The 22965-nt window shown below is 67.6% G+C and carries 21 protein-coding genes; 18 read left to right on the top strand and 3 right to left on the bottom strand.

From position 1 onward, the window contains the following. Nucleotides 1–54: 54 nt before the first annotated feature. The 3 genes from orn to NSQ78_RS13615 all read left to right on the top strand — a co-directional run bounded on the left by orn (nucleotide 55) and on the right by NSQ78_RS13615 (nucleotide 2946). Nucleotides 55–627 carry an oligoribonuclease gene (orn, locus tag NSQ78_RS13625; RefSeq protein ID WP_053462697.1) on the top strand — a complete coding sequence of 191 codons (573 nt, stop codon included), beginning with the start codon at nucleotides 55–57 and terminating at the stop codon, nucleotides 625–627. A gap of 124 nt (nucleotides 628–751) precedes the next feature. After that, a complete protein-coding gene (locus tag NSQ78_RS13620; protein ID WP_064238778.1) occupies nucleotides 752–1624 on the top strand; it encodes an EcsC family protein in 873 nt (290 codons plus the stop codon). A 206-nt stretch (nucleotides 1625–1830) separates the two neighbouring features. Further along, complete coding sequence (locus tag NSQ78_RS13615; protein ID WP_064239663.1) at nucleotides 1831–2946, top strand: alkene reductase; 1116 nt, start codon at nucleotides 1831–1833, stop codon at nucleotides 2944–2946. A gap of 157 nt (nucleotides 2947–3103) precedes the next feature. Here the strand turns inward: NSQ78_RS13615 and NSQ78_RS13610 are convergent, their stop codons facing one another. Both NSQ78_RS13610 and ppsA read right to left on the bottom strand, forming a co-directional pair. Then, the gene (locus NSQ78_RS13610; protein ID WP_057494657.1) at nucleotides 3104–3997 is read right to left on the bottom strand and encodes a mechanosensitive ion channel domain-containing protein; all 894 of its coding nucleotides are present in this window, start codon (nucleotides 3995–3997) and stop codon (nucleotides 3104–3106) included. Nucleotides 3998–4142: 145 nt separating this feature from the next. Then, nucleotides 4143–6521, bottom strand: coding sequence for a phosphoenolpyruvate synthase (ppsA, locus tag NSQ78_RS13605; protein ID WP_049464810.1), 2379 nt, complete (start codon nucleotides 6519–6521; stop codon nucleotides 4143–4145). A gap of 144 nt (nucleotides 6522–6665) precedes the next feature. On the opposite strand from ppsA, the gene NSQ78_RS13600 reads away from it, so the two are divergent. The 15 genes from NSQ78_RS13600 to NSQ78_RS13530 all read left to right on the top strand — a co-directional run bounded on the left by NSQ78_RS13600 (nucleotide 6666) and on the right by NSQ78_RS13530 (nucleotide 21625). Further along, nucleotides 6666–7487 (top strand): pyruvate, water dikinase regulatory protein, encoded by an 822-nt coding sequence (locus tag NSQ78_RS13600; protein ID WP_049464808.1) that lies wholly within the window; start codon nucleotides 6666–6668, stop codon nucleotides 7485–7487. Between the two features lie 229 nt (nucleotides 7488–7716). Next, a complete protein-coding gene (locus NSQ78_RS13595; protein WP_033833151.1) occupies nucleotides 7717–8226 on the top strand; it encodes a DUF1249 domain-containing protein in 510 nt (169 codons plus the stop codon). A 42-nt stretch (nucleotides 8227–8268) separates the two neighbouring features. Then, on the top strand, nucleotides 8269–8757 hold the full coding sequence (locus NSQ78_RS13590; protein ID WP_049466582.1) for an 8-oxo-dGTP diphosphatase: 489 nt from the start codon (nucleotides 8269–8271) through the stop codon (nucleotides 8755–8757). Between the two features lie 125 nt (nucleotides 8758–8882). Next, nucleotides 8883–9497, top strand: coding sequence for a DUF2239 family protein (locus NSQ78_RS13585; protein WP_064238777.1), 615 nt, complete (start codon nucleotides 8883–8885; stop codon nucleotides 9495–9497). Nucleotides 9498–9614: 117 nt separating this feature from the next. Then, a complete protein-coding gene (locus NSQ78_RS13580; protein WP_064238776.1) occupies nucleotides 9615–10976 on the top strand; it encodes an MATE family efflux transporter in 1362 nt (453 codons plus the stop codon). 448 nt (nucleotides 10977–11424) lie between these two features. Further along, nucleotides 11425–12039, top strand: coding sequence for a phosphatidylcholine/phosphatidylserine synthase (locus tag NSQ78_RS13575; RefSeq protein WP_049466577.1), 615 nt, complete (start codon nucleotides 11425–11427; stop codon nucleotides 12037–12039). A 22-nt stretch (nucleotides 12040–12061) separates the two neighbouring features. After that, nucleotides 12062–13126 (top strand): class III poly(R)-hydroxyalkanoic acid synthase subunit PhaE, encoded by a 1065-nt coding sequence (gene phaE / locus NSQ78_RS13570; protein WP_064238775.1) that lies wholly within the window; start codon nucleotides 12062–12064, stop codon nucleotides 13124–13126. Further along, on the top strand, nucleotides 13123–14190 hold the full coding sequence (phaC, locus tag NSQ78_RS13565; protein WP_053462691.1) for a class III poly(R)-hydroxyalkanoic acid synthase subunit PhaC: 1068 nt from the start codon (nucleotides 13123–13125) through the stop codon (nucleotides 14188–14190). The genes phaE and phaC overlap by 4 nt, the downstream gene beginning before the upstream one ends. A 54-nt stretch (nucleotides 14191–14244) precedes the next feature. Beyond that, a complete protein-coding gene (locus NSQ78_RS13560) occupies nucleotides 14245–14616 on the top strand; it encodes a YfeK family protein (protein ID WP_049466585.1) in 372 nt (123 codons plus the stop codon). A 64-nt stretch (nucleotides 14617–14680) separates the two neighbouring features. After that, on the top strand, nucleotides 14681–14884 hold the full coding sequence (locus tag NSQ78_RS13555) for a PspC domain-containing protein (protein ID WP_057494651.1): 204 nt from the start codon (nucleotides 14681–14683) through the stop codon (nucleotides 14882–14884). After that, nucleotides 14881–15333, top strand: coding sequence for a hypothetical protein (locus tag NSQ78_RS13550; RefSeq protein WP_064238774.1), 453 nt, complete (start codon nucleotides 14881–14883; stop codon nucleotides 15331–15333). The genes NSQ78_RS13555 and NSQ78_RS13550 overlap by 4 nt, the downstream gene beginning before the upstream one ends. A gap of 718 nt (nucleotides 15334–16051) precedes the next feature. After that, entirely contained in the window at nucleotides 16052–16267 is a 216-nt protein-coding gene (locus NSQ78_RS13545) for a hypothetical protein (RefSeq protein ID WP_064238773.1), read from the top strand. Nucleotides 16268–16474: 207 nt separating this feature from the next. Then, nucleotides 16475–18862, top strand: coding sequence for a Tex family protein (locus NSQ78_RS13540; protein ID WP_064238772.1), 2388 nt, complete (start codon nucleotides 16475–16477; stop codon nucleotides 18860–18862). Between the two features lie 208 nt (nucleotides 18863–19070). Then, a complete protein-coding gene (locus NSQ78_RS13535; protein ID WP_057494629.1) occupies nucleotides 19071–21260 on the top strand; it encodes a PAS domain S-box protein in 2190 nt (729 codons plus the stop codon). 62 nt (nucleotides 21261–21322) lie between these two features. Beyond that, a complete protein-coding gene (locus tag NSQ78_RS13530) occupies nucleotides 21323–21625 on the top strand; it encodes a hypothetical protein (RefSeq protein WP_064238771.1) in 303 nt (100 codons plus the stop codon). 86 nt (nucleotides 21626–21711) lie between these two features. On the opposite strand, the gene NSQ78_RS13525 is transcribed toward NSQ78_RS13530, so the two are convergent. Further along, the gene (locus NSQ78_RS13525) at nucleotides 21712–22812 is read right to left on the bottom strand and encodes a DUF5694 domain-containing protein (RefSeq protein WP_064238770.1); all 1101 of its coding nucleotides are present in this window, start codon (nucleotides 22810–22812) and stop codon (nucleotides 21712–21714) included. Between the last annotated feature and the right edge of the window lie 153 nt (nucleotides 22813–22965).

Raw genomic sequence — 22965 nt, 5'->3', positions numbered from 1 at the left:
GTGCCCCTTTCCTTCACCGGTAGGCCGTGCGCCTGCCCAGCAACGAGGCGACACATGGCGGACAACGGCGCGGCCAACGAGCGGCTGATCTGGATCGACCTGGAAATGACCGGGTTGGATACCGACAACGATTCGATCATCGAGATCGCCACCGTGGTCACCGACGCGCAGCTCAACGTGCTGGCCGAGGGTCCGGAATTCGCCATCCACCACCCGCTGGAAACGCTGGAAGCGATGGACGAGTGGAACCGCAACCAGCACCGCCGTTCCGGCCTGTGGCAGCGCGTGCTGGACAGCACCACCACGCTGGGCCAGGCCGAAGCGCAGACGGTGAACTTCCTGGCGCAGTGGATCCCGGCAGGCCTTTCGCCGATGTGCGGCAACTCGATCTGCCAGGATCGCCGCTTCCTGCACCGCCAAATGCCGAGGCTGGAGAAGTACTTCCACTACCGCAACCTGGACGTGTCCACGGTGAAGGAACTGGCCAAGCGCTGGGCGCCGAGCGTGGCTGCCGGCGTCGGCAAGAACAGCAACCACACCGCGCTGAGCGACGTGCACGACTCGATCGCCGAACTGCGCCACTACCGCCAGTTCATGGGCGCGCTGTCGGGGTTGCCTGCTGCCTGAACGACGCCACCGGGTGACACGCCAAGGGGTAGTTGCCGGCCGCTGGCCGGCAAGGCACCGGATCCGCCCCTTCTGGTGTGACCCACGACGAACCGTTCAACTACCGGGCGCTAAGATCGGCGCCATGAACGAGCCGATCCTGCTTCCCCGCGACATTGCCCACGACGCCCGCGACTGGTCCGACCTGCAGCGGGCGGTGGCGCTGCTGGAAGCGCCGACCCTGACCGCGCGCATGGCGAACCTGGTCGGCACGCCACTGGAGTTCGCGGTGAAGGCGCTGCCTAACGCGGTCTCCGGTCGCATCCACGGCGCGGTGCAGGCGGCGCTGTCCAAGTCCGCACAGGCGGCCCTGTGGAGCATGGACAACACCCCTGGCAAGGGCGCATCCACGCGCTGGCACAAGGTGGCGGCCGCGACGTCAGGCGCGGTCGGAGGCGCCTTTGGCTTCGCGGCACTTTTCATCGAACTGCCGGTATCGACCACGATCATGATGCGGGCGGTGGCCGAAGTGGCCCGCAGCGAGGGCTTTGACCTGTCCGAGTTCAGCACCCGCCAGGCGTGCCTTGAGGTATTCGCGCTGGGCGGCAACTCGCCGCGTGATGACGCCAGCGAGACGGGCTATTACCTGGCCCGCGGCTTCACGACCGATGTGATGCGCCATCTCTCGGCCGAGCTGGCCGGGCGGGTGGTGACCGGCCGCGACCTGACCCTGGGCGTGGCGCCGAAGGAAGCCGGCAAGCTGCTGGCGAAGCTGGTGGAGAAGGTGGCGGCGCGCTTTGGCGTGGTTGTTACCGAGAAGTTCGCCGCGCAGGCGGTGCCGATCGTCGGTGCCGCTGCCGGCGCAACACTGAACACCATGTTCACTGACTACTACCAGGACATGGCGCGCGGCCACTTCATCGTGCGCCGGCTGGAGCGCAAGTACGGCGAGGACGTGGTACGCACCTGCTATGACCGCGTGGCGCATGGTGGCGTGCTGATCGAACCCACGCTGTAACCGGCTTCGGGGTCGGAGCCCTTTGCGCTGCAAAGGGATTCGACCCCGGTTGCGCGCGGGGTTGGATCCCGTTCCGCAGGAAGGGGCTCTGACCCCCGGCCGGCCATCCTTGCCTTGAGGGAACAACTGTTTTGCCAGTGCGTGCCTGTTGCGTGGCCGCCGCCATCCCCATCCTTGCCGGCAGTCCCCTGCAAGAGATTGCCGCCATGCTGTTCACTCCCCACCGCCTGGGCGCGCTGACGTTGCCCAACCGCATCGTGATGCCGCCGATGACCCGCTCGCGCTCGTCGGCCGGCAACGTGCCCACTGCCGAAATGGCCACGTACTACGCGCAGCGTGCCGGCGCCGGCCTCATTGTCAGCGAGGGTACCCAGATCAGCGCGCAGGGCCAGGGCTACGCCTGGACTCCGGGCATCCACAGCCCGGAACAGGCGCAGGGCTGGCGCCAGGTGACTGACGCCGTGCACGCCGCCGGTGGTCGCATCTACGCCCAGCTGTGGCATGTCGGCCGGGTCTCGCACGTGGCGCTGCAGCCGGGCGGCGCCGCGCCGGTGTCGTCGTCGGCGTTGTTGGCTGATGGCGTGAAGGTATTCGTCGACCCGACCGGGGCAGGTCCCGAAGCCGGGGTGGGCGAAATGATCCAGCATTCGATGCCGCGTGAGCTGCGCGAAGATGAGATTCCGGGCGTCGTCGTCGATTTCGCGCAGGCCGCGCGCAATGCGCTGGACGCAGGCTTCGATGGCGTGGAGTTGCACGGTGCCAATGGCTACCTGATCAACCAGTTCATCGACTCGCAGGCCAACCAGCGCACCGACGGCTATGGCGGCGCGTTGCAGAACCGCCTGCGGTTCCTGCGCGAGGTCGTGCAGGCGGTGGTCGCGGTGGCCGGCGGTGACCGCGTCGGCGTGCGCTTGGCGCCGCTGACCACGCTGCAGGGCGCGGTGGACGATACGCCGCAGGCGACCTATCTGGCGGCCGCGCATCTGCTGGGTGAGCTGGGCGTGGGTTACCTGCACATTGCCGAAGCGGATTGGGACGATGCACCGTTGATGCCGGTGGCGTTCAAGCAGGCGCTGCGCATGGTCTACCCAGGCACGCTGATCTACGCCGGCAAGTACACCGCCGAGCGTGCCGAGCAGGCACTGGCGGAAGGCTGGGCTGACCTGATCGGCTTCGGCCGGCCGTTCATCGCCAACCCGGACCTGCCGGAGCGACTGCGTGCCGGTGCGGCGCTGAATCCGCCGGATCGCGCGACGTTCTTTGGCGGTGGCGCGGTCGGCTTCACCGATTACCCGACGCTGGAAGAGAGCGTCGCGGCCTGATCCTGGCCGGCATTTCAGTCAGGCGGCGAGGGGGTGGTGCCGGCCGCTGGCCGGCATTTCAGTCAGGCGGCGAGGGGGTAGTGCCGGCCGCTGGCCGGCATTCCAGTCAGGCGGCGAGGGGGTAGTGCCGGCCGCTGGCCGGCATTCCACTGCCGGATCACGGCTTGTCGCGCACCAGCGCGTCGGCCTCAACCACGCCGCCATCCTTGCCGTGCAGGTACAGATGCATGTCCTGCTGCGGGTAGGGGATGTTGATGCCGGCCTTGTCATAGCCCAGCTTCAGCTGCTCCAGCAGCGTGACCTTGGTACCAAACCAGTCGGCCGACTTCACGTAGCAGCGGATGCCGAGGTTGATGGCGTGCGCGCCCAGCTCGTAGACCACCACGTCCGGTGCGGGGGTCTGCAGCACGCGCGGGTCGGCCTTCATCAACGCCAGCGCGGTATCGCGTGCCAGCTGGATGTTGTCCTCATAGCCGATGCCGATCACCAGCTCGACGCGGCGCGTCGGTTCGGCGGTGAGGTTGATGATCGGTGCGGCGGTGATCAGCGTGTTCGGAATGGTGGTGTGCTGGTTGTCGGCACCGGTAAGCACGGTCTGGAAGATGCGCACTTCGCGCACCGTGCCGGTCTGCCCTGCCACGGTCACCACATCGCCCACGCGGAACGGTCGCAGCGTCACCAGCATCACGCCCGAGGCGATGTTGGACAGCGAATCCTTCAATGCAAGACCGACCGCCAGGCCAGCGGTGCCGAGCACGGCGAGCAGCGGAGTGATCTGCACGCCCAGCGTGCCGATGGCGAGCACCACCACGATCACCAGCGACGCTGCGTAGACCACATTGCGCAGGAAGCTGCCCAGCATCGGGTCCACGCCCATGCGCGCGGTGGCGCGCGGCATGGCATTGGACAGGCGACGTGCCACCCACAGGCCCACCAGCAGTACCACGATGGCGGCCAGCAACGGCACACCGTAGGTTTCCAGCAGGCGCTCCCAGTTGAGCGAGTGGAACCAGGGCGTTGCGGCGGGGGCGGGAGGTGCGGCGGCGATCATGCGAAAGTCCTTTGCTGCGTAGCGATGTCTGCGTGGGGCTGGGCGTGCGTGGACGCCAGAAACAGCAAGCCCCGCAAAGGCGGGGCTTGCGTGCAGCAGCAGTATGGGCGGACGTCGATGAAAGCGACGTCAGCCCCTCGTGGCATCAGCCGTTGGCCTTCAGCTTGGCCAGGCGCAGCCAGGTGTCGACCACGGTGTCCGGGTTCAGCGACACCGACTCGATGCCTTCCTGCATCAGCCATTCGGCCAGATCCGGGTGATCGGACGGGCCCTGGCCGCAGATGCCGACGTACTTGCCCTTGGCGCGTGCAGCCTTGATCGCCATCGACAGCAGCTTCTTCACTGCCGGGTTCCGTTCGTCGAACAGGTGCGCGACGATCGACGAGTCGCGGTCCAGGCCCAGGCTCAGCTGGGTCAGGTCGTTGGAGCCGATCGAGAAGCCGTCGAAGATCTCCAGGAACTCATCGGCGAGCAGTGCGTTGGACGGCACTTCGCACATCATGATGATCTTCAGGCCGTTCTCGCCCTGCTTCAGGCCGTTCTGCTCCAGCACCTCGACGACCTTGCGGCCTTCTTCCAGGGTGCGCACGAACGGAATCATGACCCACAGGTTGTCCAGGCCCATTTCGTTGCGCACGCGCAGCACGGCCTTGCACTCCAGCGCGAAGGCGGCCGAGAAGCTCGGATCGACGTAACGGCTGGCGCCGCGGAAGCCGATCATCGGGTTCTCTTCGTGCGGCTCGTAGTTGCTGCCGCCGATCAGGTTGGCGTACTCGTTGGACTTGAAGTCCGACAGGCGCACGATCACTGGGTTCGGTGCAACCGACGCGGTGAGGGTGGCGATGCCTTCGGCCAGGCGGTCCACGTAGAAGCTGACCGGATCACCGTAGCCGGCGATCTTCTCGTCGATCTTCTTCTTCGTTGCCGCGTCCTGGCGGTCGTATTCCAGCAGCGCGTTCGGGTGGATGCCGATGTGGCTGGCGATGATCATTTCCAGGCGGGCCAGGCCGATGCCGGCGTTCGGCAGCTGGCCGAAGTCGAAGGCACGTTCCGGGTTGGCCACGTTCATCATGATCTTCAGCGGTGCCGGCGGCATGTTGCCCAGATCGGTGGTGGTGCGCTCGAAGCCCAGCTTGCCTTCGTAGATGAAGCCGGTATCGCCTTCAGCGCAGCTGACGGTGACCAGCTGGCCATCTTCAATGACCTTGGTGGCGTTGCCCGAGCCGACCACGGCCGGCACGCCCAGCTCGCGCGCGATGATCGCGGCGTGGCAGGTGCGGCCACCACGGTTGGTGACGATGGCCGAAGCGCGCTTCATCACCGGTTCCCAGTCGGGATCGGTCATGTCGGCGATCAGTACGTCGCCCGGCTGCACGCGGTTCATGTCGTCCAGCGTCTTCACCACGCGGGCCACGCCCGAACCGATCTTGGCACCGACGGCGCGGCCTTCGGCCAGCACGTTGCCGCCCTTTTCGGTCAGCGCGAAGCGCTCGATCTGGGTGGCGTGGCTGCGCGACTTCACCGTTTCCGGGCGCGCCTGCACGATGAACAGCTTGCCGCTGACACCGTCCTTGGCCCACTCGATGTCCATCGGGCGGCCGTAGTGCTTTTCGATCACCAGCGCCTGCTTGGCCAGTTCCTGCACATCCTCGTCGCTGATCGAGAAGGTGTTGCGCAGTTCGGCCGGGGTATCTTCGATCCTGACGCGCTCACCCGGAACATCCGAATACACCATGCGGATCGCCTTGCTGCCGAGCGAGCGGCGCAGGATCGCCGGCTTGCCGGCCTGCAGGGTGGGCTTGTAGACGTAGTATTCGTCCGGGTTGACCGCGCCCTGCACGACCATTTCGCCCAGGCCGAACGAGGAGGTGACGAACACCACGTCGCGGAAGCCGGACTCGGTATCCAGGGTGAACAGCACGCCGGAGGAGCCGACCCCCGAGCGCACCATCAGCTGCACGCCGGCGGACAGGAACACGTCCTCATGCTTGAAGCCGTGGTGCACGCGGTAGGCGATGGCACGGTCGTTGTACAGCGAGGCGAACACTTCCTTGACCTTGTGCACGACGTCGTCGGCACCGGTGACGTTGAGGAAGGTTTCCTGCTGGCCGGCGAAGGAGGCATCCGGCAGATCCTCGGCGGTGGCCGACGAACGCACGGCCACGGCCACGTCGCCGCCGCCGTTGTCGGCGCTCAGCTTGGCGTAGGCGGTGCGGATGTCCTGGTCCAGCTGCGGCTGCAGCGGTGCATCGATCACCCAGCTGCGGATTTCCTTGCCGGCGGCGGTCAGCGCAGTGACGTCCTCGACGTCCAGCGTGGCCAGCTTGTCGAAGATGCGCTTGGACAGGTCGTTGTGCGCGATGAAGTCCTTGAAGGCTTCAGCGGTGGTGGCATAACCGCCCGGCACCGAAACGCCCAGACCGGCCAGGTTGCCGATCATCTCGCCCAGGGACGAATTCTTGCCGCCTACGCGGGCCAGATCGGCCAGACGCAGTTCGTGCAACCACAGGATGTTCTCGTTCAAGCGCGATGCTCCGTTTGGCCATCGCCCGAGGCGGGCTGAGTGGCCGCGTCCGTAGGAAGAAGCCGATATGATGCCGGGCAGAGCACCGTCGGCACAAGCTTGTGCTGGCGGCCTTTTTAAGCTTCGTAGGGGGTAAAAGCGCGCATGTCGACCATCCGTCCGGTGTTCTACGTTTCCGATGGAACCGGTATCACCGCTGAAACCATTGGGCATAGCCTGCTGACCCAGTTCTCCGGGTTCAGCTTCATTACCGACCGGATGTCGTTTGTCGACGACCCTGAAAAAGCGCGTGAAGCCTGTGCCCGGATCCAGGCGGCGGGGGAGCGCTACCAGGTCCGGCCGATCGTGGTGAACTCCTGCGTGGACCAGAGCCTGAGCCTGATCCTGGCTGACAGCGGTGCCCTGATGCTGGATGTGTTCGCGCCGTTCATCGAGCCGCTGGAGCGCGAACTGGCCAGCCCGCGCCTGGCCCGGGTCGGCCAGGCCCATGGCATGGTCGATTTCGATACCTACCATCGCCGCATCAACGCAATGAACTTCGCCCTGACCCATGACGATGGCATTGCGGTGAACTACGACGATGCAGACGTGATCCTGGTGGCGGTGTCGCGCGCCGGCAAGACGCCGACCTGCATCTACCTGGCCCTGCACTACGGGGTGCGCGCAGCCAACTACCCGCTGACCGACGAGGACCTGGAAAGCGACCGCCTGCCGCCACGCCTGCGCAACTACCGGCGCAAGCTGTTCGGCCTGACCATCGACCCGGACCGGCTGCAGCAGATCCGCCAGGAGCGCCGTCCGAACTCGCGCTACGCCAACCTGGAGACCTGCAAGCGCGAGGTGGCTGCGGCCGAGACCATGTTCCAGATGGAGCGGATCCCGACCCTGAGCACCACCCATACCTCGATCGAGGAGATTTCCAGCAAGGTGCTGGCCACGCTGGGGCTGCAGCGCGAGCTGTATTGATCGTTCCCCGCGCTGCGGGGCTGCCGGCCAGCGGCCGGCACTACCACGGTGGCAGCGACTCTCGCGCTGCGAGGCTGCCGGCCAGCGGCCGGCACTACCGAGGTGGCAGCGACTCCCGCGCTGCGGGGCTGCCGGCCAGCGGCCGGCACTACCGCGATGAAAGCGACCGACGGGTTGGCTGTGGCTTGAGGCGCCCCCACGTTGAAGCACCAACGTGTAGGATCGACCCATGGCCCGAGCCTTGCCCCGTACCGAACGCATTCCCCGCCTGAGCCGGCTGAGCTGGCTCATGGGCCTGTACGCGGAAAACTACCGTCATCTGGTACGCCTGTTCGAGCCGGCGGGACTGGTCGCGGGCAGCTACATCTCCTCGATCGGTGACGGTCTGGATGTGCGCCTGGACGTGATCGAATGCCACCGCTACACGGTGGAACTGCGCCTGACCTACGACCTGGCCGACCCGGTCACCGGTGAGCCGGACCCGTCAGCCTACGTCCGCCTGTACCGTGATGCGCGCCAGGCCGAGACCACCCATTGCTACGTCGGCCGCCGCTGGCAGGACACCATGGGCCTGTATCCGCCACCGGCGGAGTTGATCAGCCATCGCATGCGGATGAACACCTTCCTCGGCAAGTGGCTGGAATACCTGGCCGAGCGCGGCCATGGCGTCGCCACGCTGCGCCGTGACCCCGATGGCGCCGGTGCGCCTGCCGAGCGCCGCCTGTCGCTGGTGCGCTGATCGGCCATAATCCAGGGCTGACCTGCCGCTGGATGCCGCCCCATGCCGTACACCCCGATCGTCGCCACCCTGGGCTACGTGTTGTCGCCTGATCGTCGCCAGGTGCTGATGATCCACCGCAACACCCGTCCGGGTGACCACCATCTGGGCAAGTACAACGGGCTGGGCGGCAAGATCGAAGCGGACGAGGACGTGGCCGCCAGCATGCGTCGCGAGATCGCCGAGGAAGCCGGCATCGACTGCACCGGCATGCGCCTGCGCGGCACCCTCAGCTGGCCGGGTTTCGGCAAGCACGGTGAAGACTGGCTGGGCTTCGTGTTCGTCATCGACACCTTCGAAGGCACCCCGCACGGCGGCAACCATGAAGGCACGCTGGAATGGGTGGACCTGGACAAGCTGGACACGCTGCCGATGTGGGAGGGCGACCGCAACTTCCTGCCGCTGGTGTTCGACACCGACCCGCGCCCGTTCCATGGCGTGATGCCGTACAAGGACGGCCGCATGGTCAGTTGGTCCTACAGCCGGCTGTGATCCGGCGAATCGGGGAGGTGCCCACCCGAGGTTGGCACGCTCTTCCGGCCAATTAATACCCGGGCAATATTGACGTCCGCAAATTACCCGGGCAATATTTGTGCATCGCCTCTGATGCCCTTGCCATGCCTGCGTCCCGTCTTCCTCCTTTCAGTTGTTTCGACGGCCATCGCCTGGTCGCTTCCGGCACCCCGGAAGTGGCTGCGCTTGCCCTCAAGCAACTGCGCGCCAGCAACGCGGCCGGGCCGTTGCTGGTGTTCGACAACGCCACCGGCCATACCCGTGATTTCGATACGCGCGGCAGTGATGCAGAACTGCTGTCGCGGGTAAGTGCAGCGTTTCCCGCCGTGGAGACGGATGCCGAGGTCATTGCCGAAGACGCACCCGCGGCCCCGCGTGGCCGTGGCCGCCCGAAGCTGGGCGTGGTAGCGCGCGAAGTGACGTTGCTGCCGCGCCACTGGGCATGGCTGGCAGAGCAGCCGGGTGGTGCCTCGGTGGCACTGCGAAAACTGGTGGAGGCGGCCAGCCGCGCCGGTGCGGACAAGGACCGCCGGCGTCGCGATGCCGAGCGCGCCTATCAGTTCCTGCAGACCATCGCCGGTGACCTGCCGGGCTTCGAGGAGGCCATCCGCATGCTGTTCGCGCATGACCGCGCGGGCCTGGAAGCGGTGCTGCATTCCTGGCCCAGGGATGTGCGCGACCACGCCCTGCGCCTGGCGTTCGACAGCGCCGACGGCTGAACCATCGCGCCGTCGTCGCGCGGCGGCGCCACCTGATCGCGGGCCACGGCCCGCTCCCCTGTGCTTGCTTTGCTGGCGGAAACGCCGGGCAGGGCAGCGCCTTGCCCAGAGAACCCCATGAACGCCCCTGTACATCCCACGCCCCCGCCCGCGCCGCCTCTGTGGCGCACCTACCTGGCCCTGCTGCTGCCGATGCTGCTGACCAACGCGCTGCAGCTGGCCGCAGGCACGCTGGACAACATCTACCTCGGTCATCTGCTCGGGACGCAGGCGGTGGCCGCCGCGGCAGCATTCTTCCCGGTCTTCTTCCTGCTGCTGGCCCTGGTGATGGGCCTGGCGACCGGCGCGATGGTGCTGATCGGCCAGGCCTGGGGCGCGCACCGGCCGCAACAGGCGCGGGCGGTGGCCGGCAGCGCGGTGGCGCTGATCCTGCTGCTGTCGGTGCTGGTGATGGCTGTGGGCGGCGGTGTTGCGCCACACCTGCTGACCGCGCTGGGCACCCCGGCACCGATCCTCGGCGAGTCCATCGTCTACGCGCGCGTGCTGTTGCTGGCTGCACCTGCGTTCTTCCTGCTGTGGCTGGCCACCGCCGTGAGTCGCGCGGTGGGCGATGCGAAGACGCCCCTGCAGGCGCTGCTGTTGGCCACCCTGATCGACCTGCTGTGCACGCCGCTGCTGATTCTGGGATGGGCCGGTCTGCCACGGCAGGGCGCAGCCAGTGCGGCCGTATCGGCGGCGCTGGCCTCCCTGCTGGCCCTGGGCTGGCTGCTGTGGCGCTGGCGCCGGATAGGGCATCCGCTGGCACCGGGCCGTGAGCTGCTGCGTGCGATTCGTTTCGATGGCGTACTCATCCGTTCGATGCTGCGCATCGGCCTGCCGTCTTCGCTGCAGATGCTCAGCCTGGCCATCGCCGAAATCGTGTTGCTGGCCTGGATCAACCGCTACGGCTACACCGCTACGGCCGCCTACGGTGCGGTCAACCAGCTGATGAGCTGGGTGCAGCTGCCGGCGATGTCGCTGGGGATCACCGCCACCATTCTCGCGGCGCATGCGGTGGGTGCTGGGCGGACGGCACGGCTGCCGGCCATCGCCCACACCGGGGTGCTGCTTGGACTGGCGACGCTGGGCATGGTGGTGGTGCTGGTTGTGGTGCTGGCGCCCGGGCTGACCGGGCTGATCCTGGCGGCGACCGAAGTGCGCGAGCTGGCTGCGTTGCAGCTGCGCACTGTGGTGTGGGGCGTGCTGGCGATGGGAGTCAGCGCGGTGCTGGTGGGAGTGATGCGCGGCAGCGGCACGGTATGGCGGCCAGCGTTGCTGGGCATGATGGCGGTCGTGCTGGTGGAGCTGCCGCTGGCGATGTGGCTGCAGGCGCGGCACGGCCTGGCGGGCCTGTGGTGGGCGTGGCCGCTGGGATTGGCGGCGATGCTGGTGATGCAGGTGATGTGTTTCGCCCGGTGGCGGCGGGTGCACGCTGGGTAGTGCCGGCGGCCGGCATTCCGGAAGGGCAGGGGCAGCCGGCCAGCGGCCGGCTCTACCGCTTCAGGGCCGCTGCGCCAGCGGCGGGTGCAAGCACCCGGCATCATCACCGCCGGTCACCAGGAATCGGACGTGGCGGCGGGTCCGCCGGTGACCATAGCGCCGACCTCGCGGCTTGGGAAGTAGGGAAACCCCGCAGTGGGGTGATGAGGAAATGTCCACGGTCGCAGTCGGTGAGATCCGGTTGTCCACAAGGGGTGTGGATTACGCGTGGGCAACTTTGTGGATAAGCCGCAACAGGCGCCACCCCCCTAGGCTGTCAAGATGGGTGGCGAAAAATTCACCGCCGGTGAGGGCGGGTGAGGGGGCGGTGAAGGGTGGGCCCCGTCAGCGCTGTCGCCAGCGGCGGCGCTCGCGGTAACCTGTGGGCCTTGATGCTCCGTGAGACCCCATGAAACGTCACTTCTCGATGCTGCGCGAATTCCAGCTGGCCGACTGGTTCACCCTGGCCAATGCCTTCTGCGGCACCGGTGCGGTGTTTGCCGCCATGCGCTTCCTGCAGGACGGCGAGCGTGGCTACCTGCTGTTCGGCATGGCGCTGATCCCGTTGGCCTTCATCTTCGACGCCCTCGACGGCCGCATCGCGCGCTGGCGCAAGTCCAGCTCGACCCTGGGGCGCGAGCTGGATTCCCTGTCCGACGTGATCTCCTTCGGCGTGGCGCCGGCGGCGCTGGCCTATGCCTGCGGCATGCAGGGCGGCTGGGACTGGCTGGTGCTGAGCTACTTCGTCTGCTGCGGCGTCAGCCGCCTGGCGCGCTACAACGTCACCGCCGAGGCGTTGAGCGGCGACGAGGGCAAGGTCACGTACTTCGAGGGCACCCCGATCCCAACCAGCCTGGTGCTGGTGATCGTGCTGGCCATCGCTGCCGGCACCGATGCCATCGGCGACCACATCTGGTTCGGCCAGTGGCAGATCGGCCCTTGGCAGCTGCATCCGATGGTGCTGTTGTTCGCGCTGTCCGGGTCGCTGATGATCAGCAAGACCCTGCGCATCCCCAAGCCATGAGCCAGCCCAGCGGAGGCCTGCGATGACCAGCTCGGCCCACGACGCCGGCAGCAGCGATTTCGAAACCCTGGCCCGGCAGTACTTCGGCGCCTGGGGCGATGCCCTGCGCCATGCGAGCACGCCCGGCGCACCTGCCGGTGACGATCCCGGCAGTTGGCAGCGGTTGTTCGACTGGTGGGGCCAGCTGTTGCCCGAGCAGGCGCAGGGCGCGCCGGACGATGCCGTGCGGCGCTTCCGCGAACAGGCGGGCAACTGGTACGGCACCATGCAGGACGTCGCCGCACGTTTCGCAGGCCGCGACGCCAGCAGCGCTGAAGTGGCCCAAGCCTGGCGCGAGGCGGTGCAGGCGCAGGGCGACGGCATGCTGCAGTGGATGCTGCAGGGTGCCCGTGGCAGCACCCATGCCGGTGCCGCGGTGCCCGAATTCGCCGCGTGGCTGCAGCAGTTCCAGCTGCAGGCCGGTCCGTGGCTGCAGAGCCCGGCGTTCGGCCCCGGGCGCGAGCACCAGGCACGCTGGCAGGCCCTGCTGCGGGCGCAGGAGGAATACCAGCAGCATTCGCGGGCCTACGTCGATCAGATCAGGCAGGCGCTGGACGAGGCCTTCGCGCTGTTCGAGCAGCGCTTGGCCGAGCACGAACAGCCGGGCAGCCAGCTGACCAGTGCGCGTGCGATGTTCGACCTGTGGATCGATGCGGCCGAGGAGGCCTACGCCAAGGTCGCCATGTCCGAACCGTTCCAGCAGGTGTACGCCTCGCTGGGCAACGCGCAGATGCGCCTGCGCGCTGGGCTGCAGCGCGAGGTGGAACAGATGAGCGAGCGCATCGGCCTGCCGACCCGCAGCGAGATGGACGCCGCCCACCGCCGCATCGCCGAGCTGGAGCGCTGCCTGCGTCGCCTGCAGGCGCAGGTGGCGGTGCTGGCCGGGACCGCCGAGGTGGATCCCGTGGCACAGCCGGCGCCAGCGAAGGTGAAGCCGGTCGCACGCAAGGCCGCGAAGAAGGCGGCACCGGTGAAGAAGGCGGCTGCAGAAAAGACGTCTGCAAGGAAGGCCGCGCCTCGCACTTCCGCACGGGCGCGTGACCGATGAAAGGACCCCTGGGCTTCAATGCCGATGACCTGCTGCAGGAAACCCTGGCCATGCAGCGCAAGCTGATGGAAGGGCTGAAGCTGCTGCCGCAGGTGGAAGACGTGGACTATGGCGCGACCGCGCGCGAGGAAGTCTGGCGCGACGGCAAGGTGGTGCTGTACCGCTTTGTCGGCGAACAGGCGCCGACCCGGCGCACGCCGCTGCTGATCGTCTACGCGCTGGTCAACCGGCCGTACATGGTCGACCTGCAGGCCGACCGTTCGCTGGTGCAGAAGCTGCTGGCGCTGGGCCAGGACGTGTACGTGCTGGACTGGGGCTACCCGGATCGTTCCGAACGCTTCCAGACCCTGGAGGACTACCTGCTGCGCTACATCGACGGCGCGGTCGACGCGCTGCGTGCGCGCAGTGGTGGCCCGGTCGACCTGCTCGGCATCTGCCAGGGCGGCGTGTTCGCACTCTGCTACGCAGCGTTGCGCCAGCAGAAGCTGGGCAAGCTGATCACCATGGTCACCCCGGTCGATTTCCAGACCGCCGACAACATGCTCTCGCACTGGGCGCGGCAGGTGGACGTGGACCTGCTGGTCGACACGCTGGGCAACATCCCGGCCGACCTGATGAACGCCAGCTACCTGATGCTCAAGCCGTTCCGCCTGAACGTGCAGAAGTACGTCGGCCTGCTCGACATCCTCGATGACAAGGCGGCGCTGGAGGACTTCCTGCGCATGGAGAAGTGGATCTTCGATTCGCCGGACCTGGCGGGCGAGGCGTTCCGCGATTTCATCAAGCAGTTCTACCAGGCCAATGGCCTGATGAAGGGCACGGTGCGGATCGGCGAGGAAGCGGTGGATCTGTCGCAGGTGACGCTGCCGGTCCTGAACATCTACGCCGAGCAGGATCACCTCGTGCCGCCGGACGCTTCGCGCGCGATGCGTGGACGTTTGGGCACTGAGGACTACACCGAGTCCAGTTTCCGCGGCGGGCATATCGGTATCTACGTGTCCGGTCGCGCGCAGCGTGAAGTCCCCGCTACGATCGATGGGTGGCTGAAGGCACGCGACGCGTAGCGCCTGCTTCGTTTTTGCAGCGTCGAGCCATGCTCGACGGCAGGGAGAATGATGATGTCGCACAGGATTTCAATGCTGCTGGCTGCGCTGCTGCTGGCCACCCCGGTCGCCCAGGCGGCACCCGGTGCAGACGCGCGGCGGGAGATCGCCCAGTTGATCTCCAGCCTGGACGGCTCGCAGTGCCGGTTCCAGCGCAATGGCCGCTGGTACGACGGCAGCGATGCGCGCGCGCACCTGCAGCGCAAGTACGACTATCTGCTGAAGAAGGACATGGTGGACAGCGCCGAGCAGTTCATCGAGCGCGCCGCCAGCCAGAGCAGCATGAGCGGCAAGGCCTATCGCATCCAGTGCCCGGGGCAGCCTGAACAGACCGCTGCCGCCTGGTTCGGTGCGCGCCTGCAGGCGCTGCGCCACCGCACGCCGTAGACAGGGGGGCGGTGTAGAGTCGAGCCATGCCCGACTGCTTTCCCCGTAGCCCAGGAGAACCGCCATGAGCACCACGCCGCGCACGCTGTCACGTTCATTGAACGACCGCATGATTGCCGGCGTGATGGGCGGCATTGCCCATCGCTTCGGCTGGAATGCGACCCTGCTGCGGGTGATCTACGTCCTGGTTTCGCTGGCCTCCGCCGCCTTCCCTGGCATCCTGGTCTACCTGATCCTGTGGCTCCTGATTCCCAACGAGGCCGATTGAAGACTGGAGCAACGCCCTGGCCGACTTGGCTGCGCGCGCTGCAGGTGCTGGGCGCGGCGTGGACATCGCCCAATACCCTGCTGGGCCTGATCGGAGGGCTGGCCGGCATGCTCGGTGGCGCGATGCTGCGCTGGAGCGCGCGTGACTGCGCGCTGGTGTTCGACCGCTGGCCTTGGGGTCCCGGCGGGGCGATCACCCTGGGCAACGTGATCCTGCACACCGGGCATGACCTGGGCATTTCCTGCCGCACCTATGCGCATCAGGCGGGGTGGGGCGTGGAACCGCTGATCCGGCTGGATGATCACGAACGTGCGCACGTGTACCAGTACATGGTGCTGGGGCCGTTGTACCTGCCGGTGTACCTGTTGTGCGGCGGGGTGAGTGCGCGCAATCCGTTCGAACGCGCGGCCGATCATTTCGCCCGGTTCGGGCACGGCTGGTGGCCGTAGTTTCCAGCCAACGGCGCAGCCCCTCGTGGCGTGGTCGCGGAATGCGTTTCATGCGATTGGGCCGGGCAGGATGGGTTCGCGGGACACGCCGTAAACCCGTCCATGGGGGCTCGATGGCGCCATCCATGGCGCCAACGGTCCCGCGAACCCATCCCGCCCGGCCCCTGACAGTTTCGGTGCGCGTCCAGCCACGGAGAAGAAATAGAACAGCAGAAGCGGGTCGCGCGCTGCGCTTGCTCGCAGCCGAGCATGGCCCTCTCTACAGGTAGCAACAAAGCAGTTACCAGGCTGCTTTTGCTTTTGATCTTTTTTCTTCTCCGTGGGTGGAGGCAGCCACCAGGAATCTGTCAGCGGCCGGGAGGGTGGGTAGGCGGGGTGTCCGCGGCATGGATGCCGCGGCCAAGCCCCCATGGATGGGTTCACGGCGTCCCCGGCCTACCCACCCTCCCGGCCAGCCCACAGCAAACCGGCTTTCCGCGACCAACCAAACCACCCACGAAGGGCTGCGCCGTTGGCGGGAACACTCTTGGATTCGTTAGCCGGAAGTTAAAGATCCGTAAGCATTCTGCTGCGATCCCGCAGTCATCTGCATGCAACCGATCGTCATTAGCCTTCGTGACGTTCCAGTCAGGTTCGACGCGGTAAGCTCCTCCTTGATGAGCTCGCAGCATCGCTCGTCAAGTGCAGTAGGCAGTAGCAATTTGGAGGAATACATCACATGGCAATCGTTCTTTATGTCGGTGGTAGCAAGGATGGCGAGAAGGGCGTGGTGCCCTACGGCTTCAGCAAATCCCGCGCCGACACCACGCTGGGGCCGGAGTTCTACACGGAGCGGTTCATGGAACTGCAGGGTGTCGGCAAGGTCCGCCTGATGGCCCTGGAAGGCATGCGTGACGACATCGTCATGCAGCGTGCCGCCCGCCACTACCGCTGACCTTCGCAACACGCGGCAGGGCGCGCCCACCATCGCGCGCCCGCGCCGGCATCCCAGCCCCGGGCCAGTCCGAGCCCGCTCCTTGCCAGGATGCCGGCGTCCACTCCGGCGACGCCGCTGAACCTCGCGCCCTGTGAATGCCTTGTCCGGCTCCGTCGTGGATTGCCAGAATGGGGTCTTCCCGTAACGCGGTTCAGACCTGAAGCAATGCACGACGCCAAGAACGCCCAGAGCGCGCTCGCCCAGCAGATCGCCCAGACCATCGCCGACGAGATCGGTGCCCAGTCCGCCCAGGTGCGCGCCGCCGTCGGCCTGCTCGACGAGGGCGCCAGCGTTCCGTTCATCGCGCGCTACCGCAAGGAAGTGACCGGCGGCCTGGACGACACCCAGCTGCGCAACCTGGAGGTGCGCCTGACCTACCTGCGCGACCTGGAGGACCGCCGCGCGGCCGTGCTGGCCAGCATCGGCGAACAGGGCAAGCTCAGCGATGAACTGCGCAACGACATCCTGGCGGCCGATACCAAGAGCCGGCTGGAAGATCTGTACCTGCCGTACAAGCCCAAGCGCCGCACCCGTGCACAGATCGCCCGCGAGGCAGGGCTGGAGCCGCTGGCCGATGGCCTGCTGGCCGACCCGACGCAGGACCCGCAGACGTTCGCGGCCACCTTCGTCGATACCGACAAGGGTGTGGCCGACACCAAGGCCGCGCTGGAAGGCGCGCGTGCGATCCTGATGGAGCGCTGGGGCGAGGATGCCGCGCTGGTCGGTGAACTGCGCACCTGGCTGGGCGAGACCGGGGTGATCCGCGCCCGCGTGGCCGAGGGCAAGGAGACCGAAGGCGCCAAGTACCGCGACTATTTCGATCATGCCGAGTCGCTGGCCAGGATTCCCTCGCACCGCTTGCTGGCACTGTTCCGCGCGCGCCGCGAAGAGATCCTGTTCCTGGAACTGGACCCGGGCAGCGATGCCGAGGCCGGCCACCAGTACGCCGAGGGTCGGGTGGCACGCAAGGCCGGCATCGCCGACCAGGGGCGCGCGGCCGACCGCTGGCTGCTGGATGCCTGTCGCCTGACCTGGCGCGCCAAGCTGCACACCCATCTGCTGCTGGACCTGTTCAACCAGGCCCGCGAGAAGGCCGAGGCCGAGGCCATTGCGGTGTTCGGCGACAACCTGAAGGATCTGCTGCTGGCCGCGCCGGCCGGTCCAAAGACCGTGCTCGGCCTGGACCCGGGCATCCGCACCGGCTGCAAGATCGCCGTGGTCGATGCCACCGGCAAGCTGGTCGCCACCGACACCATCTATCCGCATGAACCGCGCCGGCAGTGGGAGCAGTCACTGCAGACGATCAAGCAGCTGTGCGTGAAGCACAACGTTGAACTGATCGCGATCGGCAACGGTACCGCCAGCCGCGAAACCGACAAGCTGGCCGGTGAAGCGATCAAGGCCTGCGCCAACCCGAAGCTGCAGAAGGTGGTGGTCAGCGAGGCCGGGGCGTCGGTGTACTCGGCGTCCGAGTTCGCGGCCAGGGAGTTCCCGGGGCTGGACGTGTCGCTGCGGGGCGCGGTATCGATCGCGCGCCGCCTGCAGGACCCGCTGGCCGAACTGGTGAAGATCGATCCCAAGGCGATCGGTGTCGGCCAGTACCAGCACGATGTGGACCAGTACCGTTTGGCGCGGGCGCTGGATGCACGGGTCGAGGACTGCGTGAATGCCGTGGGCGTGTACGTGAATACCGCCTCGGCTGCACTGTTGTCGCGGGTGTCCGGGCTGTCGGCCACGGTGGCCGAGAACATCGTGCGCCATCGTGACGAGAACGGGCCGTTCAAGCGTCGCAAGGAGCTGCTGAAGGTCGCGCGCCTGGGCGAGAAGACCTTTGAACAGTGCGCCGGCTTCCTGCGCATTGCCGACGGGGATGAACCGCTGGACGCCTCGGCGGTGCATCCAGAAGCCTACCCGGTGGTCGAGCGCATCGTGGCCAGCACCGCGCGCCCGATCAAGGCGCTGATCGGTGATGGCAGCTTCCTGCGCGGCCTGAAGGCCGAGCAGTTCACCGATGCCACCTTCGGCGTGCCGACCGTGCGTGACATCCTCAGGGAACTGGAGAAGCCGGGCCGCGACCCGCGCCCGGAGTTCAAGGCGGCGCGTTTCGCCGAGGGGGTCGAGGACATCAAGGACCTGCGCGAAGGCATGGTGCTGGAAGGCGTGGTCAGCAACGTGGCCGCTTTCGGTGCCTTCGTCGATATCGGCGTCCACCAGGACGGCCTGATCCACATTTCGGCGCTCTCCGATACGTTCGTGAAGGACCCGCGCGATGTGGTCAAGGCCGGTGACATCGTCAAAGTGAAGGTGCTGGAGGTCGACGTGGCGCGCAAGCGCATTGCCCTGACCCGTCGCCTGGACGACACCCCCGGCCAGGCCACCAGCCGTCCGGGCCAGCGTGATGAACGCGGCCAGGCGCCGGGGCCACGCCGCGACGCAGGCGGCCAGAACCGCGGTCCGAACCGGGGCCAGGGGGCGGGCGGTCGTCCCGCCCAGTCTGCTCCGCCGGCCAACAACGCCCTGGCCGAGGCCTTCGCCCGCGCCAAGCGCAGTTGAGGATCGTGCCCCCCGTCACGCTTGGCTCGTGGCGGGGGACTTGTCGGTTTTCCCCGTGATTGCGCACACTTGCGCCTGAGGGGGGGCGTTCGGCCACCCCGCTGTCGCTGGGGAGGGCCATGACGCCAGCACCACCCGTCGCCTGTACCGGCGGCCGCAGCACCCTGCTGCGGTCGGCGCCTGCCTGTGCCGGCAGGGGACCGGATTGATGGCGGGCCAGGGCACCCACGGCAATGGACTGCTGGAGCGCCGCCTGCATGAGCTGGCGGAAGAGCGTCGCCGCCTGGCGATGATCATCGACGGTACCGCTGCGGGAACCTGGGAGTGGAACGTGCAGACCGGCGAGATGCGGGTCAACGCGCGCTGGGCCGAGATCGTCGGCTACCGCCTGGAAGAGCTGGAACCGATCTGCCAGAAGACCTTCCTGAAACTGGTCCATCCCGATGACATCGCGCTGTCGGATGCGGCGCTGGACGACCATTTCGAAGGGCGCAGCGACAACTACGCCTGCCTGCTGCGCATGCGCCACAAGAACGGCCAGTGGATCTGGATCCAGGACCGTGGCCGGGTGTTCGAGTGGGACGGGCAGGGCAGGCCGTTGTGGATGGCCGGTGCCCACGCCGACGTGACCGAGCTGCAGCAGGCGCGGCAGGACGCGGCCGAGACCCGGCAACGCCTGCAGGCGGTGGTCGATGCGTCCGATGAGGTGGCGGTGATCGCCACCGATACCGATGGCACCATCACTCTGTTCAACACGGGGGCGGAGCGGCTGCTGGGCTACAGCGCGGTGGACGTGGTCGGCCAGCGCCGGCTCGATGCTTTCCACGATCCGGGCGAGCTGGCGGCCTGGATGCAACCGCTGGTCGATGCCGGCGGCAACCGTCCCGATGTGTTCGAAGCACTCAGTGCGCGTGCCGATGGACAGACCTATTCGCGGCAGTGGACGTTGCTGCGCAAGGATGGCCAGCCCCGCCAGGTGCGCCTGTCGATCAGCCGCATGGACGGTGCCGGGGGCGCGCGGATCGGCTATGTCGGCATGGCCATCGACATCACCGAGATCCTGCAGGCGCGCGCGGAGGCACGATTGTCGGCGGAGAAGTTCGCCGGCGCGTTCACCTCTGCCGCGCTGGGCATGGCGCTGGTCTCGCTGGAGGGGCGCTGGCTGGACGTCAACGACGCGCTGTGCAGGATCCTGGGCTATCCGCGCGAGGAACTGCTGCAGGTCGATTTCCAGCGCCTGACCCATCCCGATGATCTGCAGACCGATCTGGCCCTGGTGCAGGACCTGCTGGCGGGACGGCGCAGTCACTACCATCTGGAAAAGCGCTATCTCGACCGCGACGGCCGCATCATCTGGGCGCGTCTGTCGGTGTCGCTGGTGCGCAACGAGCACGGCGAGCCGCTGCATTTCGTGTCGCAGATCCAGGACATCACCGCCCAGCGCAGCAGCGAGCAGCGCCTGTTCGAAAGTGAACAGCGCAGCCGCATCACCCTGGACGCAGTGGCCGACCTGGTGATCAGCGTCAGCCTGGACGGGCGCATCGATTACGCCAATGCGGCTGCGGTGCGCACCCTGGCCGGTGATGGCGCATTGTCGCTGGCCGGGCACAAGGTGCAGGACGTGCTGGCGCTGACCACCGAGTACGCACCCGGCTCGGTGCTGGACGTGTCGGTGCTGCTGGACCCGGAGAGCAATGCGGTGGACCTGCACGCCGACCTGCTGCTGCGGCTGGGGACGGCCACGGTGCCGGTGGACCTGACCCGTGCCTGGCTGCGCGATGACGAAGGCCACGTGCGCGGCGCGGTGTGGGTGCTGCGCGACGACACCCAGCAGCGCGCGCGCCAGCGCGAAGCGCGCCACCTGGCCGAGATCGACCCGCTGACCGAACTGAGCAACCGCCGCGGCTTCGAGGTGCACCTGCAGCAGGCGATCACCCGCGTCGAGCGCACCGGCCAGGCGGCCTCGTTGATGTACATCGATCTCGATCGCTTCAAGCCGGTCAATGACACCTGGGGCCACCTGGCCGGTGATGCCGTGCTGTGGGCGGTGGCCAGCGTGCTGCGCCACGGCGTGCGCGATTCGGACGTGGTGGCGCGGTTGGGCGGTGACGAATTCGCGGTCATCCTGTCCGGTTGCACGCCGCGGCGTGCGGCGCGCATCGGCGGCGAGCTGCTGCAGACCCTGGCCGCGCTGTCCATTCCCTGGGACCAGCACCGGTTGCGGGTCGGAGCCAGCATCGGCATTGCGCCCCTGGCGGGCGGGATGAGCGTGGACCAGGCGGTCGCCGCGGCCGATGCCCAGTGCTACCGGGCCAAGGCGATGGGGCGCAACAACGTGCAGGTGCAGGGCGAGTTGTCCGAGCGTCCGGGTGACGATCCCGACGCCGCCGAGGACTGATCTCAGCCTGTGAGAGGACGCGCGCGAATACTGCGCGCATCTCCACTCACGCAGGTGACCCCATGAATGCCTGGAACCCGGCTGCGGTACGCATGTTCATCCCGGCCCTGATTGGCTGGTGCCTGGCGCTGGCCGCTTGCCTGCGTACCGAACAGCTGCACGGCGACCAGCACGCACAGGCGTTGTTGCCCGTGTTGCAGCGGGGAGCGTTCGCGCTGCTGCTGCTCAGTCTGGCCTGCACGTTTGCGGCCTGCCTGTTGCTGTGGCGGCATGGCCGCTGTGATCGTGGGCGTATCGCCTCCGGCACGATGCCAGCGCGGCATCCATCAGCACGCGCCGGCATGGCGCGCGCTGGAAGGCAGTGATCTGCGGCAGCGGCCGCTGGAGATGCCCGCTGGCGCAGTGGATGTCCGGGGCGGCGCGGCCCGGCCATGCGCCGGCACCCCGGCCGTCAGCGCAATACGGCGTCCGTACTGACCAGCTGCACATCATGCATCTGGTTGAGGTAGGCCTCGTAGTAGCCCTTGTGCGAGGCACCGACAATGGTGAGCATGCGGGTGCCCGGATGCTGGCCGAGCACGTCGCGCATGTTGGCGACCATGCGCAGGTTGCGTGTTTCCCAATAGCCCAGGTAATTGCGCCCGAAGGCCTCGGGTGACGGCTCGCCCAGGGCCGCGCCGAAGTCGCTGTGGTAGACGGTCATCGCCGTGTCCGCAGCGTTGTAGTTGCGGTAGAGCGCAAGCAGGCCGTCGGGCTTGGACAGGTGGGCGTGCAGCGCTTCGTCGGCGACGAACCGCGCCGTGGTCGCCGGGTTGTCCCAGGCCGCCTGGAGCGCCGCGCCATAGGCCTTCTCCCGGTCCTTCGGGACAGGCGTGTCGGCGGTGTGGTCATCCACCGACCACAGCCGTTCCAGGCCCAGGCGTGCCGCGAGGACGCCGGCGATCATGCCGGCCTCGTCGCGCCTGGCCAAGCGCCTGTCGAGGAACTGCACCAGCTCCGGCGTCAGGCTGTCTGCGGCGCGACGTTCATCGCTGGGCAGGCGCAGCCATTGCACCACGGCCGAACCGTTCTCGCCTGCGGCGAGGAACACGGCCGCGAGGCGGCGGCGCTGGGCCGGTGTCGGGGCTTTCGGCCAATCCGCGAGCAGGCGCTCCATCTCGGCATTGGCGCTGGGAACGTCCAGGCCGGTCGCGGCGTGGGCCGGTGCCGGGTCGATGCAGTAGGTCTCGACACTGTCAGCGTAGCGCGCGGGGTTGCGTCGCATGAAGTCGCATTGCATGCCGGACAGGTTCTCCACCGCGACGGCCGTCGGTTGCCATGCCTGAAGGCGCGCCAGCAGCGGCTCCAGCAGCGGCTCGAGATGCTCCCGCGTGAAGGTCTTCGGCAGGCCGGAGAGATGCGGGCTGCCCAGCACCATCACCTGGTTCGGGGGGCCGGGCGGTGGTCCTTTCAGCAGGTCCGGCTGGAAGGACGGGCGATAGGTGCCGTCGGCGGCAAGCGCGCCGGCGCTGCACAGGCCCAGGATCAGGAGGCTGGCCAAGCGTGGGAACATGCGATCTCCGTGTCAGGTGACGTCCTGCAGTCCGCTGCATGCTGGCCATTCCCCGTGGGCCGGGAATCTCCCGTTGGTCATGTAAACCTTCCTTGCTTGAACGGCATCCCCGCTTTCCGCGTGCGTGAGCGGAATGTGATGAAGATCGCGATT

The organism is Stenotrophomonas sp. FSL W7-1447, from assembly GCF_037966425.1.
Lineage (GTDB): Bacteria > Pseudomonadota > Gammaproteobacteria > Xanthomonadales > Xanthomonadaceae > Stenotrophomonas > Stenotrophomonas pavanii.
Note: the sequence above shows the minus strand (reverse complement) of the source record. Positions and strands in the feature narration are given on the sequence as shown.